General features: G+C 68.4%; 17 protein-coding genes. 9 read left to right on the top strand and 8 right to left on the bottom strand.

Annotated elements, in window-relative coordinates; translation table 11 throughout:
- Positions 1–33 precede the first annotated feature (33 nt).
- Positions 34–2,784: an AAA family ATPase gene (locus AB0H64_RS26060; protein ID WP_357629265.1), complete on the bottom strand. Its 2,751-nt coding sequence runs from the start codon at positions 2,782–2,784 to the stop codon at positions 34–36.
- Positions 2,785–2,880: 96 nt separating this feature from the next.
- Between AB0H64_RS26060 and AB0H64_RS26055 the strand changes: the two genes are divergently transcribed.
- Genes AB0H64_RS26055 through AB0H64_RS26045 form a run of 3 tightly spaced genes read left to right on the top strand, consistent with a single transcriptional unit; the run spans position 2,881 to position 5,766 of the window.
- The gene (locus AB0H64_RS26055) at positions 2,881–4,128 is read left to right on the top strand and encodes a M24 family metallopeptidase (protein WP_357629262.1); all 1,248 of its coding nucleotides are present in this window, start codon (positions 2,881–2,883) and stop codon (positions 4,126–4,128) included.
- Positions 4,125–4,721: a hypothetical protein gene (locus AB0H64_RS26050; RefSeq protein WP_357629260.1), complete on the top strand. Its 597-nt coding sequence runs from the start codon at positions 4,125–4,127 to the stop codon at positions 4,719–4,721. The genes AB0H64_RS26055 and AB0H64_RS26050 overlap by 4 nt, the downstream gene beginning before the upstream one ends.
- Before the next feature lie 49 nt (positions 4,722–4,770).
- Positions 4,771–5,766 carry an MBL fold metallo-hydrolase gene (locus AB0H64_RS26045; protein ID WP_357629257.1) on the top strand — a complete coding sequence of 332 codons (996 nt, stop codon included), beginning with the start codon at positions 4,771–4,773 and terminating at the stop codon, positions 5,764–5,766.
- Positions 5,767–5,787: 21 nt separating this feature from the next.
- Here AB0H64_RS26045 and AB0H64_RS26040 read toward each other — a convergent pair whose 3' ends face one another.
- Positions 5,788–6,660: a sugar kinase gene (locus AB0H64_RS26040; protein WP_357629254.1), complete on the bottom strand. Its 873-nt coding sequence runs from the start codon at positions 6,658–6,660 to the stop codon at positions 5,788–5,790.
- 185 nt (positions 6,661–6,845) lie between these two features.
- Here AB0H64_RS26040 and AB0H64_RS26035 point away from each other — a divergent pair, with 185 nt between their 5' ends.
- From AB0H64_RS26035 to AB0H64_RS26025, 3 genes are all read left to right on the top strand, one after another.
- On the top strand, positions 6,846–7,568 hold the full coding sequence (locus AB0H64_RS26035; protein ID WP_357629251.1) for a hypothetical protein: 723 nt from the start codon (positions 6,846–6,848) through the stop codon (positions 7,566–7,568).
- A gap of 135 nt (positions 7,569–7,703) precedes the next feature.
- Positions 7,704–8,408: a maleylpyruvate isomerase family mycothiol-dependent enzyme gene (locus AB0H64_RS26030; RefSeq protein ID WP_357629249.1), complete on the top strand. Its 705-nt coding sequence runs from the start codon at positions 7,704–7,706 to the stop codon at positions 8,406–8,408.
- Positions 8,409–8,434: 26 nt separating this feature from the next.
- A complete protein-coding gene (locus tag AB0H64_RS26025; protein WP_357629247.1) occupies positions 8,435–8,665 on the top strand; it encodes a DUF6343 family protein in 231 nt (76 codons plus the stop codon).
- 126 nt (positions 8,666–8,791) lie between these two features.
- Here AB0H64_RS26025 and AB0H64_RS26020 read toward each other — a convergent pair whose 3' ends face one another.
- The 3 genes from AB0H64_RS26020 to AB0H64_RS26010 form a co-directional block, all read right to left on the bottom strand.
- Positions 8,792–9,031, bottom strand: coding sequence for a DUF3040 domain-containing protein (locus tag AB0H64_RS26020; protein ID WP_357629244.1), 240 nt, complete (start codon positions 9,029–9,031; stop codon positions 8,792–8,794).
- A 100-nt stretch (positions 9,032–9,131) separates the two neighbouring features.
- Positions 9,132–9,377 (bottom strand): type B 50S ribosomal protein L31, encoded by a 246-nt coding sequence (locus AB0H64_RS26015; RefSeq protein WP_357629241.1) that lies wholly within the window; start codon positions 9,375–9,377, stop codon positions 9,132–9,134.
- Positions 9,378–9,405: 28 nt separating this feature from the next.
- Positions 9,406–9,612: a hypothetical protein gene (locus tag AB0H64_RS26010; RefSeq protein WP_357629238.1), complete on the bottom strand. Its 207-nt coding sequence runs from the start codon at positions 9,610–9,612 to the stop codon at positions 9,406–9,408.
- 116 nt (positions 9,613–9,728) lie between these two features.
- On the opposite strand from AB0H64_RS26010, the gene recQ reads away from it, so the two are divergent.
- From recQ to AB0H64_RS25995, 3 genes are all read left to right on the top strand, one after another.
- Positions 9,729–11,534: a DNA helicase RecQ gene (recQ, locus tag AB0H64_RS26005; protein WP_357629235.1), complete on the top strand. Its 1,806-nt coding sequence runs from the start codon at positions 9,729–9,731 to the stop codon at positions 11,532–11,534.
- Positions 11,535–11,778: 244 nt separating this feature from the next.
- Positions 11,779–12,117, top strand: a complete 339-nt coding sequence (locus tag AB0H64_RS26000) for a hypothetical protein (RefSeq protein WP_357629232.1) — start codon at positions 11,779–11,781, stop codon at positions 12,115–12,117.
- Between the two features lie 636 nt (positions 12,118–12,753).
- Positions 12,754–13,095, top strand: coding sequence for a hypothetical protein (locus AB0H64_RS25995; protein ID WP_357629230.1), 342 nt, complete (start codon positions 12,754–12,756; stop codon positions 13,093–13,095).
- Positions 13,096–13,357: 262 nt separating this feature from the next.
- Here AB0H64_RS25995 and AB0H64_RS25990 read toward each other — a convergent pair whose 3' ends face one another.
- From AB0H64_RS25990 to AB0H64_RS25980, 3 genes are read right to left on the bottom strand one after another with little or no spacing between them, the layout of a single operon-like run.
- Positions 13,358–13,867: an SUKH-3 domain-containing protein gene (locus AB0H64_RS25990; protein ID WP_357629227.1), complete on the bottom strand. Its 510-nt coding sequence runs from the start codon at positions 13,865–13,867 to the stop codon at positions 13,358–13,360.
- Between the two features lie 7 nt (positions 13,868–13,874).
- Complete coding sequence (locus AB0H64_RS25985; RefSeq protein WP_357629225.1) at positions 13,875–15,203, bottom strand: Hint domain-containing protein; 1,329 nt, start codon at positions 15,201–15,203, stop codon at positions 13,875–13,877.
- Positions 15,163–17,235 carry an RHS repeat-associated core domain-containing protein gene (locus tag AB0H64_RS25980; protein WP_357629222.1) on the bottom strand — a complete coding sequence of 691 codons (2,073 nt, stop codon included), beginning with the start codon at positions 17,233–17,235 and terminating at the stop codon, positions 15,163–15,165. Before AB0H64_RS25980 ends, AB0H64_RS25985 begins: the two co-directional genes overlap by 41 nt.
- Positions 17,236–17,238 lie beyond the last annotated feature (3 nt).

The raw sequence follows: 17,238 nt of genomic DNA, 5'->3' as shown, positions 1-17,238 counted from the left end.
GGCCCGGCCGGGCCGCCCACACACTTCGAGCGATCAGCTGTGCTGGTCGCCGAGGTCGAACCGGCCCAGCTCGGTTCTGGAGGCGACGCCGAGCTTGGGGAATGCCTTGTGCAGGTGGTAGCCCACAGTGCGCGGGCTCAGGAAGAGCTGCGCGCCGATGTCGCGATTCGTGGCGCCCCTGGCGGCCAGCCGTACGATCTGCAGCTCCTGCGGTGTCAGCAGGCCGGCCGGGCCCGTCGTCCGCGCGTCGTCGACCGCCTCCCCCGTGGCACGCAGTTCGGCGCGGGCGCGGGTCGCCCAGGGGTCGGCGCCTGCGCGTTCGAATGTTTCCAGCGCCTGCCTGAGATGGATCCTGGCTTCGGCCTTGCGCCGGCTTCTGCGAAGCCATTCGCCGAACAGGAGTCTCGTGCGGGCTTCCTCGAACGGCCGTCCTCCGTTCAGGTGCAGGCCGATGGCCTCCGCGTAGCGGCTTTCCGTCTCCTCGTCGCCTACGGCGATCAGCGCTCTGCAGCGCAGGGCGACCGCGCGTGCCCAGGGCTGCCTGGTGGCGGTGGCCCATTCGTCGAACCTGGCGAGCGGCGCCCTGGCCCGTTCGGCCTGCTCGCACCTGACCGCCGCCTCCACCAGGTCCGGCACGAACAGGGTGGTCGTGAGCTGGTGGCGGACGGTGCCGGTGATGCCGGCCTCCAACTGGTCCAGGGCCGCCTGCGTCCTGCCCTGTCCGAGGGCGAGCAGGCTCCGCGCCCAGACCGCCCACGCGAGGCTCGACACGTTGCCGTGGTCCGTTGCGTGCGCACGGACCTGGCTCGTGAGCCGTTCGCAGGCGAGATCGTCGCCGGAGACCGCGGCGAGCCAGGCGAGCACACCTTGCAGGTGATCGACCCGATGCTGCTGCCCGGTGTCGTCGGCGATGCGCACGGCTTCGGTGGCCGACGCCTTCGCGTCCTGGAATCGGCCGAGGTACAGCTGGCTGCTGGCGAGGTTCTGCAGGGCGTGCGGCAGCCAGCCGATCATCGCCTGGGCCCGGCAGTCGTCGACCAGGCGGGCGGCCAGATCCCTGGACGTCTCGTCGTCGCCCACCATGAAGGCCATCGACGCGATGATGAGCCGTTCCCCGGGTCCGGCAGGCGGGGATCGCCTGGCGTCGGCGAGCGCCGCGTGGATGGGCACCAGCCCGCGGGCGGCGTCGCCCGCCAGCAGGGCGGCCAGTCCGGTCATCCCGGAGATGACCGGTTGGAGGGGGTGACCGGACGGCAGGGCCAGGCTGATGACGCGATCGATGGCCTGCTCGGCCAGGTCGGGCGCGCCGGCGAACCAGGCATCGCGTACGGCTTCGAGCAGCATGGACGCGGCCATTGTCGGGTCCGCGGCCGAGATGGGCGCGGCGGCGGTCGTGAGGATGCCGTGCGCGACGCGCGGTGAGCCCTGTTCGAATTCGACGGCCGCGCGTACCCCTGCGAGCCTGGCGTGCTCGCGCGGATCGTCGGTGAGTTTGGCGGCGCGGTCGGCCAGCGCGCGGGACCGCAGGAGCTGACCGGCGTCCATCGCCGCCTCGGCCGCGCTGATCAGCCGGCGCACCTGGTGCGGTGGGTCCGGGGTGAGCTGGGCCGCGCGCTGGTAGGCCGCGGCCGTGGCGGCGTGGCCGCTTCTGCTCCTGGCCCGCTCTGCCGCGTGCTCCAGCTCGACGGCGACGGCTTCGTCGGGTTCGGTGCAGGCGGCGGCGAGATGCCAGGCTCGCGCGTCGGCGTCAGCGTCGGCGGCGGCCAGGGCCCGGTGCGCGGCCAGGCGCCTGGTGAAGGGTGCTCCTTGGTAGGCGGCCGCCCTGATCAACGGGTGCCGGAAGGCGAGCCCCTCGCCGACGCGGATGAGCCCGGCCCGCTCCCCCGGCTCGACGGCGTCGGGGCCGGCCCCCAGCCGCTGCGCGGCCCTGAGGATGACGGCGAGATCGCCGGTGCTCTCAGCGGCGGCCACGAGCAGTAAGGTCTGGGCAGGCTCCGGAAGGGCGTGGATCTGCGCCTGGAAGGCTTCCTGCATCCGGCCGGTGAGCGGGAGGGGGCCCAGGTGGTAGGCCAGCGGGGCGACATGCCCCGCCCGCTGTTCGTGCGTGAGCGCCGCGGGCAGCTCGATGAGCGCGAGCGGGTTTCCCTCGCTCTCGGCGAGGATGCGGTCCCTGACGTGCGGCGCCAGCGTATCGGCGGTGTCGCCCAGCAGGGCGGCCGCGGCCTCCGGGCCGAGGCCGCCGAGCCGCATCTCGGGCAGCCCGGACGGCCGGAATTCGTGAGCGCCGTCCCGCACCGACAGGATCAGCGCCACCCCTTCCGCCTCCAGCCGCCTGGCGGCGAAGACCAAGGCGTCGGCCGAGGACCGATCCAGCCACTGGGCATCGTCGACCAGGCACAACAGAGGCCCGTCGCCGGCGAGCTCGGACAGCAGGGTCAGGGCGCCTAGACCGACCAGGAAGCGGTCGGCCGCGCTGGAAGGGGCCAGCCCGAACGCTCCCCTGAGCGCGTCCGCCTGCGGAGCGGGGAGGCGGTCGAGGCGGTCCAGCCCGGAACGCAGCAGCAGGTGGAGTGCGGCGAACACCAGCTCCGTCTCGCTCTCGATGCCCACGCCGCGCAACGTCCGCATCCCCATGGAGGAGGCCGTCCGCGCCGCGTGACCGAGGAGCGCGGACTTACCGATCCCCGCCACGCCGCGGACCACCAGAACGCCGCTTCGGCCGTCGTGGGCCTCTGCCAGCAAACGGTCTATCCGCCCGATCTCAGCGTCACGCCCGTACAGCACGGGACGATCCTATTGATGCCCTTACCTATATCCCCTTCGGGATGACCGGTCAGATGGCAGATTCCGGCCACGTGGCGCAGTCCTAGCGTCATCGGCATGGACCTTCCCACCTACTCCACGGCGGAACGGGACCGGCGCTGGGACCTCGGCCGGGAGCTCATGGACGCCGAGGGCGTCGACGCGCTCGTCGTCCACGGCGGGCGCGAGAGCGACGGGCCGGCGGAGTGGGCGCCCGATGCGTTCTTCACCAACGACCGTCCCGGCGCCATCGTCGTCTTCCCGCGCACCGGCGAGCCCATCGCACTGGTCCGCTCGCCCGCGCACGTCGGCGACCACCTCGATGCGAGCGCGCGCGGCGACGCGCTGTGGATCGGGCCGGAGAACGTGCTCGTCGCCAAGCACGCGCAGGGTGTGGCCGACGTGCTCCGCGCTCATGGGCTCACCAGGTCGGCGATCGGCGTGCTCGGTCTGGAGTCCTTCCCGCCTTTCCACACCGATCCGCTCATGCCGTACACGTTGTGGTCCTCGGTGCTCCAGCAGCTCCCCCAGCTCACCTTCAAGCCGGTGGAGGCGGGGTTCGTGAAACGCGCGCTGGTTCAGTCGGCTGAGGAGCTCGCGGCGATCGATCACGCGGCCGCCATGGGCGAGGCGATGGCAGGGGCCATGCTGCGGGCGGTACGACCTGGTGTGACCGAGGCGTCGGTGTACGCGGCGGGCATGGCCGAATCCCTGCGGCGGGGCGCCGCGGCGCCGGGCATGTCGATCGTCTCGGGCAAGGAGTTCGTCTCCTGCGGCCGGCCCGCGTGGTCGTACCGGCCGCAGGCGCCGCGCGTGCTGGAGGAAGGCGACCTGGTGCTGGCCGAGATCTTCTGCTCGTACGGCATGCGCGAGGCCCGGCAACGGGTGGCCATCGCGGTCGGTGACCTCCACCCCGAGCTTGAGTCGGCGGCGAGGACGGCCCGCGCCTCCTATGAGGCGGGGCTGGCGGTCCTGCGTGCCGGACACACGTTCGGCCAGGTCGTGACCGCGATGAAGCAGCCGCTCCAGGAAACGGGCGGCTGGTACGCGCATCCACTCGTGCACGCCGTCAATCCCCGCGGACCGGCGTGCGGGTCCGGGGCCGGGCCCGGCCTGCTGCCGGAGACCGCGCGCTACGGGCTGCTCACCGAGCAGCCCACCATCGGCTCCGACCTGCCCCTCCTCCCCGGCATGACCTTCGTCCTGGCGCCCACCTGCACCTACGGCCGCCGCCTCGCCGGCCTCGGCGGCACCGTCGTGGTCGGCGAGGACGAGCCGATCGAGCTCAACACCATCACCACCCACCTCATGAGGAGTCCTCGATGACCCGTCACCGATCCACTGTTGCCGCCGGCGTCATGGCCGCCGCCCTGATCGTGCTGTTCGCCTACCTGTCGCCCGGACCAGCGCTGTGGCTGACCTTCATCCCGGCGATGGTGATCGCCTACGGCTGCCACCTCGCCACCACCGACCGCCGGCTCCCCGACGCCTCCCGGGTGCTGCCGATCTACCTGATCGGCCTGGCCTGGCAGTTCCTGCACTTCGGAGAGGAGTTCATGAACGGGTTCAACGAGCGCTGGCCGACCGAGGTCTTCGGCGCGCAGGCCATGTCGCTCCCCTTGTTCGTCTGGATCAACATGATCTCGTACGCGGCCTTCGCCATGGGCGCGCTCGCCATCTACCGCGGCTGGCGGGTGCCGCTGCTCATCGCCTGGTTCTTCGCGATCATGGGGGCGATGGGCAATGCGATCGGTCACCCGATCTACGACCTGGTCTCGGGTGATCTCGGCTTCCCCGGCATCGTCACCTCGCTCGGCTACTGGATCATCGGCCCGATCCTCGTGCACCGGCTCTGGACGGCCTCTCGTCCTCAGCCGGCCGCCGCTCCGGACGCCCGGCCGGTCGCCGTCTCCATGTGATCGGCCGCCGACGCGCACACCACAGTCATCTGAAACGAAGGGAATCGAGATGTCCATGTCACACATCCCGGAGCGCGAGATCGCCGAGCGGCCCCAGGGCTACGGCGGGCCGAACCTGTCGCCGGTGGGTCTGGAGCTGCTGCCGCACGAGCTCACGCAGGGAGTATGGGCGCTCATGGCCAACCTGCCGCCGAAGGACAACAACGGGGTGGTCGTGGGGCGGGACGCCGCGCTGGTGATCGACGCCGGGATCACCGCCGACGTGTCAGCCAGGATCCAGGCCGCCACCGCCGGCCTCAGTGACCGGCCGCTCCGCTACCTGGTCAACACGACGTACCACGGCGACCACACCTTCGGCAACGCCGCGTTCCCCGACGAGGTCGTGATCGTCTCCTCCAGAGCCAACAGGGCGAACATGACCGACCTGGCGTACGAGAAGCAGACCCGGTCGGCCAACATGTACGGCGACGCCGCCCTGCTGGACGAGATCACCTTCTGGCGCAGGCCGGATCTGACGTTCGACTCCTTTGCCGAGATCGACCTCGGCGGACGGGTCGTCCAACTCCATCACTTCGGCCCGGGCAACGGGCCGGGCGACACCATCGCGTACGTGCCCGACGCCCGCACCGCCTGGACCGGCAACTTCCTCTGCCATGCCGGCACGGCGCACATGCTGCTCCAGGGTGGCCCCGAGCCGTACCTGGGCTCGCTGCGCAGGATGCGGGAGGCCCTGCCCGAACTGGAGACCGTCGTCCCCGGTCATGGCCCGATGGGAGACGGGCCGGCGGCGGTGGACGCCCTCATCGGCTACCTGGAGCGGCTGCACGAGGAGGTCCTGGAGAGTGTGAAGGCGGGTCGCAGCCTGGAGGAGACCCTCGCGGCGTGCACCGATCCGTGGGCCGAAGCCCTCGACCCCGGCCTGGCGGCCGCCCTCGCCCGTTACCCGGTGCCTCCGGGGCCCGCGCAGCAGGGCATGCTCGCCCTCTGCCGTGACCTGCACCGGCTCAACATCCTGGCCACGTACCGCCTCTACGAGCGCCGGTAGAGGCACCGTAGACCGCGGCCGTCAGAGGTCAGCGCGTGTCGGGAGGCCCTGCCAGTCGCTGGCGCTGCTCACGGCCGCGGCGCTCAGCACCGTGCCGCGGTGCAGCCGCTCCTGCGGCGTCAGCCCCTCCAGCGCCGCGCTGATGTACCCGGCCACGAACGCGTCGCCCGAGCCCGCCGGGTCCACGATCGGCACCTGGAGCCCCGCCGCGTCGTAGCGCATCCGGTGGGCCCGCACGCTCGCGCCCTTCATGCCCCGGTCCACCACGACCTCGCGCTCGGGCGTGAGCGCGGGTTTGACCAGGTCCAGCTCGTCCTGCGCGAGGAACAGCAGATGCGACTCGCAGGCCAGCTCGCTCAGCACCTCCTCCGCCTCCCGTACCGAGGGCCACAGCTCCGGGACGTAGTGGACGGCGAACGAGATCACCACCTCGGCGGTGCGCGCGGCGCTCACGGCGGCGCGGACCGCTTCGAGCGCGTCCCGGCCGAGCCCCGCCGTCAGACCGGTGACGTGCAGCATCTTGGCGGCGGCGATGCGGTCGATCGGCACGTTCCCCGGGGTGAGGGCCGAGCCGGCGGAGCCCACCCGGTAGTGCGTCACCAGTGGCTCCCGGCCCACGCGCGACTCCCTGAGGAGCATCCCGGTGCGGGCGCCCTCGCTGACCCGTACGTCGGCCACGTCGACGCCCTCACCCCTGAGCACCGTGAGGACTCTCGCCCCCAGCTCGTCCGCCCCGACCTTGCCGAGGAAGCACGCCCGGTGGCCGAGCCTGGCCAGGGCGACGGCCAGCGTGAACTCGGGTCCGCAGACGTCGAGCCGGGCCTCTGTCTCGTGGCGGACCCGGCCGCTGGAGACGACTCCCAGCGCCTCGCCAAGGGTGTAGACGTCCGTCATGGCCGAGACTGTAGTCGGTCTGCCTATCCCAAAAGGATTTTCGGGTGATTGCCCTGGTAGCGGCTGTGATCAAATTTTTGCCGTAACTTTAGCCAACCTTTTCCCCATACAGTGGCTCTAAGTAGTAAAGCGAGTCGGCTTCCCGGGCCGACTCCAGCGATACGGGGAGAGGAATCAGCACCCTCATGAGAAAGATCGCTGTAGGTATCGTCTCCACCCTCGTGGGTGGGGCCATGCTCGTGTCGGGTGGCAGCGCCGCCATGGCGAAGACCAAGGCCTCCACCGTCGACATCAGGGACATCACGCCGAACCCGGTCGTCGTCAAGGACGGCGGCGAGACGGAGGCGTTCTTCAAGGTCGACGCCAGCAGCGACGTGGACAACGTCAAGCTGAGCGTCTCGCCCCTCGGCGTGCGCACGCTGCGCGCCCAGGAGGCCAAGCAGGTCGAGTCCTGGCGCTTCAGCGTCCCGTTCAATTCCGACGACGCCGAGGGCAAGTGGCGCGCCACCGCCCAGGCGTTCAAGAACGGCCAGGTCGTCGCGACCGACGAGGCCGTCTTCAGCGTCGAGATCGAAGAGGGCAAGGCCGAGACGCGGGTCTCCCGCTTCAGCGCCGACCCCTACAAGGTCCGCAAGGGCAAGTCGATCTGGTTCTCCGGCCGTCTCCAGGTGGACGACGACGGCTGGGAGGGCGTCCGCGGCGAGAAGGTGAACGTCTACTACCGCGCCAACGGCTCCAGCGGCTGGAAGTGGGTCGCCTCCGGCACCACCAAGTGGGGCGGCAAGTTCGTCGCCAAGACGCGCGCCTGGAAGAGCGGAACGTTCAAGGCCGTCTACGACGGCAACGACGAGCTCGACGGCAGCACCAGCCGCACGGACTACGTCCGCGTGTACACCTGGCGCCGCTAGCACGACCGGTCTTCACGACCGCTGAGCACGTCTGAGCGAGAGCCCGGCCCCTTTCACGGGGGCCGGGCTCCCGCGTTTCGGGGGTCCGACGAGGGGCGACCGTGAGAGGCGGCGTCCTGCGGGTAGCGTCGGAATATGGCTGAGGACCTGCTGAAAGAGTTCGATCCGTTCGCCATCTTCAACGCCGAGGCGGCCAGGCTCGACCGGTTCTTCTCGGGGCTGGACGACGAGGCGTGGGAGCGGCCGTCACAGTGCGAGGGGTGGTCGGTCAGGGACGTCCTGGGGCATCTGGCGGGCGAGGAGCTGTACAACCACGCCTGCCTCGACGGCAACGTCCAGAACCTGCTGGCCCGCCTCGCCCGCGAGGGGGTGAACGGTTTCCACGACTTCAACGAGTGGTCCGTACGGCAGCGCCGGTCGACGCCCGTACGGGACGTCCTGGCGGAGTGGCGCGAGCAGAACGGCGACACCCGGCGGCGCATGCGCGAGCTGGGAGCCGAGCACCTGATCGACACCATGGCCGGGCCGTACCCGGTGGGGCTGCAGACGTTCCACTACGACTCGGAGTACGCCACGCACGCCGACGACGTCGGCGCACCCGTCTCCGAGGAGGAGGCCGACGGCCGGACGCTGTGGCGGGTGGCGGTGGGCCGGTTCGCGCTGGCGGAGCAGGACGCCGACGTCCAGGTGGAGCAGACGGCGGAGCAGATCTGGGCGCACGCCGACGGGGTGAGCGCGACACTGTCGTACCCCGAGTTCGTGCAGGCGACGGTGGGACGCCTGCCGGCCGGGCACGGGCTCGACCCGCGGCTCGCCGCGAAGCTGCGCTGCCTGGCCTGACCAGGCGATCTCCCGGGGGAGGAACGATGTGGTTGCGTGACCGCTCGGGGTACGAGCCGGCGAACGCGCGCAGCCCGCTGGGCGCGCGGCGGGGACTGTCGATGGTGGCGCTGGTGATCGGCATCGCGGCGGCCGTGTTCTTCGCCGTCCGCGCGATGAACACGGGCGACGAGGTGTGGGTCTGGGAGGCGGCGATCGCAGCCGCGGTGGCGGTCATCGCGGCGATCGACCTCGTGGTCCTGAAGCGGCGCCGCTGACTTTCGCGTCGCCTGCCTACTGGGCCGTTGCCTACTGGGCCGTTCGGAGAGCCGTTTCGTGGGGCCCTTTCGAGGGCCGTTGCCGCCTCCTGGGCCGCACGAGGCCCAGGAGTGCCGGACGGGCGGTCAGGCGAGGAGTACGGCCAGGGTGAGCAGCGCCACCACGAGCACCACGGCCGACACGATGAGCCATACATGCCGTGTCACCCAGACCCGCGCCCGATCCCCGTACGGCCGCATGTACCCTTCGTCGCCTGATTCGATGCTGTTGATCGCCGCGACGCGCCTGGCCAGGTCCGGGTCCTCCAAGGCCAGGGCGTACTCGATTTCCGCGAGGATGCGGCGTTCCTTTCCTGAGAGACTCATCGCGATCACCCTGCTCCCACGCCGGTGAAGGCTTTGTACCCACTGGTAATGGGGGCATGCGACCAGGTCCGTTCGAAGCGGATTCGTCAGTCTGTTCGAGTCAGCGCTTGCCGTACCGCTGCTGGAAGCGCTCGACGCGTCCGGCGGTGTCGACGATCCGCCCGCGCCCGGTGTAGAACGGGTGGCTCGCGGAGGAGACGTCCACGTCGACGACCGGGTACGTGCGGCCGTCCTCCCACTCGACGGTCTTCGCGCTGGTCACGGTGGACCGGGTGAGGAAGGCGACCCCCGCGCTCGGGTCACGGAAGACGACGGGGCGGTACGACGGGTGCAGGTTCTTCTTCATGCCCCCTCCAACTTGATGACAACGGTTTTCATTCCCGCCGTTCGAGCCGGTCTCGGTCCTGCCCTTCGGGGTCGAGACCGAGCACCGACCGGCCGCCGTCCACGGGCAGCGTCACGCCGCTGACGAACCCCGAGTCGTCCCCCAGCACGTACGCCACGGCGCCGGCGACCTCGGCCGGCGACGCCACCCTGCCGATGCCACGCCCTCCACCGGTCACCACGTACGAAACGCTCATGATCTGCACGCTTGCCCGTCCCGGCCGGGTCATCACCGGTGAGCCCGAGGGATTCGCCTAGGATCGCCGTTGGCGAACACGGCGCCGGAGGTCCGGCGAACACGTAAGGTAGCCGCATGGATACCCCCATCGAGGTCCTGAACCGGGTGTTCGGCTACGACTCCTTCCGCGAAGGCCAGCAGGAGATCATCGAGCACGTCGTGAAGGGCGGCGACGCGCTCGTCCTCATGCCGACCGGCGGCGGCAAGTCGCTGTGCTACCAGATCCCGGCACTCGTGCGGCCCGGGGTCGGCGTGGTGATCTCGCCGCTGATCGCGCTCATGCAGGACCAGGTGGACGCGCTGAGAGCGCTCGGCGTGCGCGCGGGGTTCCTCAACTCGACGCAGGGCTTCGACGAACGGCAGGCGGTCGAGGCCGCGTTCCTGGCCGGCGAGCTCGATCTGCTCTATCTCGCGCCCGAGCGGCTGCGGACCGACTCGACCCTGCGGCTGCTGGGCAAGGGCGACATCTCGCTGTTCGCCATCGACGAGGCGCACTGCGTGTCCCAGTGGGGCCACGACTTCCGGCCCGACTACCTCGCGCTGTCCGGGCTGCACGAGCGCTGGCCCGAGGTGCCGCGCATCGCGCTGACCGCGACCGCCACCCCGGCCACGCACGCCGAGATCTCCTCCCGGCTGGGCCTCGACCAGGCCAGGCACTTCGTGGCCGGGTTCGACCGCCCCAACATCCAGTACCGCATCACGGGCAAGAGCGAGCCGAAGCGGCAGCTGCTGGAGTTCCTGCGCACCGAGCACCCGGGCGACGCGGGCATCGTCTACTGCATGTCGCGCTCCTCGGTGGAGAAGACCGCCGAGTTCCTGGCCGACAACGGCATTCCGGCCGTGCCGTACCACGCGGGCCTCGACGCCCCCACCCGCGCCGCCCACCAGGCCCGCTTCCTGCGGGAGGACGGGCTGATCGTGGTGGCCACGATCGCGTTCGGCATGGGCATCGACAAGCCTGACGTGCGCTTCGTCGCCCACCTCGACCTGCCCAAGTCCGTCGAGGGCTACTACCAGGAGACCGGCCGCGCCGGGCGCGACGGCCTGCCCGCCACCGCCTGGATGGCCTACGGCCTGCAGGACGTCGTCCAGCACCGGCGACTGGCGCTGGAGGGCGACGAGGCACACCGGCGGCGCCAGGTCCTCCACCTCGACGCGATGCTCGCCCTGTGCGAGACCGCCGGCTGCCGCCGCGCCATGCTCCTCGACTACTTCGGCCAGCGCCTCGACGAGCCCTGCGGCAACTGCGACACCTGCCTGGCCCCGCCGGAGTCCTGGGACGCCACGGTCCCCGCGCAGAAGGTGCTGTCCACGGTCCTCCGGCTCGCGCGCGAGCGGCGGCAGAAGTTCGGCGTGGGCCAGATCGTCGACATCCTGCTCGGCAAGAAGACGGCCAAGGTGCTGCAGCACGGCCACGACTCGCTGACGGTGTTCGGCGTCGGGGAGGAGCTCGGCAACACCGAGTGGCACGGAGTGGTGCGCCAACTCCTGGCACAAGGGCTGCTGGCCGTGGAGCCGGCCCACGGCGCGCTCGTCCTCACCGACGCCAGCGCCGACGTGCTGCGCGGCCAGCGGGAGGTCCACCTGCGCCGCGACGCCCAACGCCCCGCCCGCACCAGGACCTCCGGCGGCGGCTCCTCGCGTCCGGTGGTGGAGCTTCCGGCCGAGGCGGCCCCGGTCTTCGAACGCCTCCGCGCCTGGCGCGCCGCCACGGCCAAGGAGCAGGGCGTCCCGGCCTACGTCATCTTCCACGACGCCACGCTGCGCGAGATCGCCACCCTGGGGCCGTCCTCGCTGGCGGAGCTCGGGAAGGTCAGCGGGGTCGGCGAGAACAAACTCGCCAAGTACGGCGAACAGGTCCTGGAGACCTTGGCCTCCTGACGGGAGACCGGGCCATCTGCAAGGACCTGGGCACGGACGGTGACGGTCCGAAGCAGAACCAGTCGCACGAGGCGGTGGCGACGGCCCCACGAAGAACGGTCGTCGCCACCGCGCTGCCCCCCGAAATCGGGCGGTCAGCTTCACTGCCACATTAGCCGGACAATCGGCGTGGCGCTCTCGGCAACCCTTTCGGCCGCTACATACAGTGATCAAGCATCATCACTTCGTGGTAACAGGGGGAACCATGAGAAGCCTCATCGCCGCCGGCGGGCCTATGATCGCCGCCTTCGCGCTGGCCGGGGCGGTGGCGGGTCCGGCCGCCGCCGCCACGCACGGGGACGACGGCATCGGGATCGAGTGCAGCGCGTCCTCACGCACCACCTCCACCTGGGTGTACTCCGTCAACGACGAAGTGGTGTCCGGGTCCTACTCCTCGGAAAGGTGCAAGGACCCCGCGATCGGCTGGCGCCCGTACTGGTGGGAGAACATCCAGACCGAGACCGACAACGCCGCGGCACTGGACGAGACGGACGACGCCGCCGCGCTGTACGCGACGGACGATGCCGAGGAACTGCAGGACTAATCGCGCGGTGCCGGTCCGAGCACCCTCGGACCGGCACCGGACCGAACCCCTCAAGGGCATTCATCCCTGAAGCCGTTCGGCACCGCGACGCAATTACGGCCGACGGTCACCGGCATTGGCACCACGACGCCAAAAGCCACCGGCGTAGCCTCATGCCATGGACCCGGACCACGGTCGCCAGGAATGGGGCGACCGAGGAAGAAAACGCACCGTGGTGGCCGGATGCCTGGTCATAGGGGCAATAGGAGCAATTTTCTGGCTCGTCGCCCTGGGCGTGATCCTTTACTTCCTCTTACGATCATAAATCGTGTCGGGAACCTCCTGCCGCCTCCCGGTGTATGGGACGTGAGCGATCGAGGAGGCCTCATGAGATGGACGACGATGGGAGCGGCGCTCCTGCTGCTGGCGGCAGGATGCACGGCCGGCGGAGTCGACAGGGCGGGCGGTGCAGGGCGAGACCCGGCGACGCCGGCGACCGCCCCCACGACGACCCCCGGTTCGAGCGAGAAAGCGACCCCCCGAGGCAGCGACGGCGCCGCGGCGACCCCAAGGGCAAGTGACGAGGCGGCTACGACGCCCGGAGCGAGCGACGGAGCCAGCCCGGCCGTCGCAGGGGCGGCAAAGGGGTGTCATGGGATGCCGGTCCAGACGTCCGGCGATGGGCTTCCGGAGGTGCGGGGCGAGGGGCGGGACGCCGAGGTGTGGGGGTTGCTGTTCGCGCCGGTGCCGTTCCGGAAGGGACGTGAGGTGAAGATCGTGTGGCGCATGACCGGCGAAGGGCCGCTGACGGTTGCCGCCACGCTGCCGGACGGCACGCGGGCTCGCCGAACGTTCGGACCTGAGGAGCATGGCGGGTCCAACTGGAAACGACCGGGCGAGGAGTGGGGAACGGGGTTCGTGTTCCCGAAACCGGGGTGCTGGAGGGTGGAGCTGACCAGGACCCGCGGCTCCGGCCAGGTGTGGCTGCCCGTGCGCTAGCAGGACAGCCGCATGCCGACACGCGTCTTCCATCCGGCTTCAGGCGCGGTGCCGGTCAGGACTGGGAGGGCCACGGCCTCTTGAGGTACTGCCAATGTGGGTGACCGCATATGAGATCCAATGATGCGCGATCGGTGCGTCCGCCCACCATGTCAGCACGTCCGGCGGTTCCTCGTACGCGAGCAGCTCCGTGGATCGCCCCCTACGCCCACCTTGCCGCCAATATGGCCCGCGAATTTTTACGCGATCGGCGACTGCGAAATTAGTCGAGAATCGGAGGCGGCCACGGGTCAAGGCCCGGATCGGAGTACAAGCATATCAAGGGTCGATGCGCCCTGATGGCCAACTCCAGACCGGCCTCAAAAGTGCCGCCCAACTCCCAGATCCAACCCAACCCAGAAGCTACCATCCTGCCGCTCGATTCGATAAATACACTCGAATGACTAAGCCACTCTCCGATAGGAAAGTAGCTACCTCCAAGAATATTCTCTATCTCTTCAGCAACTTCCCGTTGGCCCGAGCCCGCTGATAGCGGATCGAAGTTGAACGGCTCATCGTTGCTGAAGTTGGGACCATAAATATTGATTTGCTCAACCGTCAGCCCCCCAAAAGAGGAGAGAACTTCCTCGGCGAGCGCAGTGACGCGGTAACCCTCGCCCACCAGAGGAACAACCCATGGAGCGGCGTCCACTTTTCTCCCGCGCTCCCATCCTGACGCCCTGATCGCCGCCAGCACATCGTGATGCATCCCATCGAATCGAATTTCAGGCATTTATTCCTCAGTAGTCGATGTGCAGGCGTTCCAGAAGGGATTGACAACGACCACACGGCTGACCTGGAGTGCCATGCAGTTCCGCTCTTTGCGACAGTTCATTTCGCGACCGCAGAGTACGCATGGTACCACCCGTGATCGCATCAGGTCCCTCTTCTTTCTGCGCCTTGATCAGGCATTGGATCTCGGCGCAGCCTCCATGATGATTCGTCTCCTTGATCGCGTCCGACAGCGGCCCATCCGCCTGCTGTCCATGGCGGTTGCTGCCATAATACTTGACTCCCGAACGAGAAGTATATTCAGATGCAAACTTCGCTCTCGGGTTGTTTCGCATCTTGTCCGCGTAGTCGCGGAGCGGGTCACCACACCCGGGCGTGGTGTTATGAACGAGAACTGCCTGGTCGCCCGCGAGGACATGGTAAGTGTGCAGGCCGTCAATAGTCAGGTTGTGAACACGCTGAGCAGCGGTCCATTTCTTGATCGCAGAAATCTGCACGTATGTGCCGGCCGAGGTTTTCAGCCACATACCAGGCCGCAACTGATCGGCACGAACCCACAGATGGAGCGCCGGCACCCAGAACGGGTGATTATCCGTAGCGGTGATCATTCCCGTCTTGTCGCCATGGTTGGAGTCAATGGCAATCGTCAGCTTAACGAGTTGCTTTGATCCTTGCCCCACGATAAGCGCCGTGACGGGCCTCGATTCGACTTGGCCTGTAGAAGGGTCGGCGGCAACGACCTGCTCACCAATTTTGACATCTTCAATTGGCTTGCTGCCGCCATCGGCCATGAGGACCTTGGTGCCGGGGGCGAAACTATTGGGCGAGCAATCGAATGTGGGAGGCGGCGGAGGCTCTGCGTCTGTTGTATCAGAGATAACAGCATCGACAACGGTACCTACAGTCGTTGCGACACTGGTTACGGCAACAGCCGACTCAACCGCTATTCCATATAGAGGAGCGATCGATTCTATGCCAATGACAATAATTGGGACAACTACGTCCTCAAGTGCAGAGTTACCGTCGATCATGCATTTTTTGCCGCAGTTGTGATTGGGTGCTTTCGGCCCCCACTTGAAGTCGGGCTGCTTGGTAGTGGGCTGCTTGGTAGTGGGCTGCTTAGTAGGCTGCTTGGCGGTGGGCTGCTTCCCCTTCGGCTGCTTGCCGGTGGGTTCCTTGCCCGTCGGCTGCTTTCCTGTCGGCTGCTTGCCGGTGGGCTCCTTGCCCGTCGGCTGCTTGGCACTGGGATGCTTGGCGGGGCACCTATTACTGAACTCAGCACAGGGATCGACTTTTTTATTGGAACACCTGTTGCTGAATTTCTGCGCACCGGTCACCCTGGGGCGGTCCGGCGCAACTCATAGGTCGCCCGGCGCCGTCTCTGCATACATCGTCTCGGGTGACCGGCTTGGCGTCGACTACGACATCACAGCCAACTGCAATAAACGCACCCAAAACGTTTTTTGCGAATTTATAACAACCGCGTACCGGTGAATGTCCTGATGGATCACTATGAGCAAGGGGGTTGGCGTTTCCATAGGTGTAGCGATTTCCCCGTACTGATGGATCCGGAATGAGGCTGACAGTGTCGCGTGACGCGAACGTACCGGTACCCGGCTGGTACCACCGGGCATGCATGTTGACCTTGCCGGTGTCCGGGTCCGTGTACTCGCCCTGGTACCCGAGAGCCGACTTGCTTCCGGTCTGGGCCACGACCTCGCCGTCCGGGTTGTACGCGGTCGAGCCGGACAGCGCCGTACCCGAGAAGGTGCCGACCAGGTCGTCGTGGATGTCCGTGAAGGCGCCCAGAGCAGGGTCGGCGCCCTCCATGATGCTGACCAGGCCGCCGAAGGGGTCTCGGCCGTACTTCGCCTGGACGGCGCCCGCCTGGTCGGTGGTGGCGACGATGTCGTTGTCCAGGCCGGCGTAGACGAAGCGTTGCTCCGCGCTCCGGGTCTGGCGGGTGGCCATGCGGTCGAAGGCGTCGTAGGTGTACGTGGCGTCGCCGTCGTTGATGAGCCGGTCGAAGGCGTCGAAGGTCAGGTGCCTCGTGTTGCCGTTCTTGGTCTCCGTGGCGAGCGTGCCGCGCGGCGTGTAGGTGTAGTCGGTGCCGTCGCCGGAGGTGAGGCGGTTGCGTTCGTCGTAGGTGTAGGTCTTGTCCCCGGCCTTGATGCGGTTTCCGGAGGCGTCCCATCCGTAGCTGGTGGTGGTGCCGTCCGGGCCCTTCCAGGACGTGAGGCGTCCGGCGTGGTCGTAGCCGTAGGTGTTGCTGCCGGCTCCCGCCGTACCTTCCGTGATCTTGGAGGTGAGGTTGTCGTCCTTGTCCCAGCCATACGTGATCTTGGCTAACTGGCCGCCGGTGCTGTTCTTCAGCGTGTGGGTGGCCACGCGGTCCACGGCGTCGTACGTGTAGACCTGGGTGTTGACCGGGTTGGTGGACGTGATGGTGCTGAGGCGGTCGGCCTTGTCGTAGTCATAGGTGTTGGTGCGGCCGCTGACCGGATCGGTGACCGTCCTGAGGCGGTTGTCGTCGTCCCAGGTGTACGTCGTGGTGCCGCTGGCGTCGATCCGCTGGGTGGGGTTGCCCAGCGGGTCGCAGGCGAACGCGCTCGTCTGGCCGGAGGGTCCGGAGAGCTTGGTCAGGAGGCTCCGGTCGTTGTACTCCAGCGTCTGGTCGTTCATCTTGGTGACGCGGTCGGCCAGGTCGTAGTCGTATGTCTTGTCCTCTGCGACGACGCCTGCGCCCGAGCCGCTGACCTTGGTGACACGGTCCAGCAGGTCGAATTCCCTGTCCAGGCGCACGCCGCCCGGCTGGACCAGGGCGGTCTCGTTGCCCGCGACGTCGTAGATGTGGGTCCAGGTGCGGTCCGCCAGGTCGGGGTGAGCCGTGGTGGAAGGCTCGGTGAGGGTCTCGATGAGCCCGAGCGAGTTGTAGGTGGTCCAGGTGGCGTTGCCCCGGCCGTCGGTCAGACGGGTCCGAGCCCCCGACGCGTCGTAGCCGAAGCTGGTCGTGATGGACTCGCTGTCCGAGACAGGCTCGACGAGCTGGGTGAGCTGGTTCGTGGCGTCGAAGGTTCGCTTGGTGATGTGACCCTCACCCGAAGTGATCTGGGTGAGGTTGTCCGCCGAGTCATAGCCGTAACCGCGAGTCTTGACCGTCGCGCCGTTCTTGTCCTGATTCTTCAGGCCGATCAGGCGGCCAGCCAAGTCGTAGTCGGCGGTCAGTGAGTTGCCCAAGGCGTTCGTGGTCTTGGCAGGACGGCCGGTCAGGTCGTAGTCGAAGGTAGAGGTGTTGGTCACCGGGTCTGTTTCGGTGACGACCTCGGACGCGGCGTTGACCGTGTAGATGGTGGACTTGTTGTTGGGCAAGGT

Origin of the sequence: Nonomuraea sp. NPDC050733 (assembly GCF_040654215.1) — a bacterium.
Taxonomy (GTDB): Bacteria; Actinomycetota; Actinomycetes; order Streptosporangiales; family Streptosporangiaceae; genus Nonomuraea.
The sequence above is the reverse complement of the archived record's forward strand: the minus strand, read 5'-3'. Positions and strand labels throughout refer to the sequence as shown.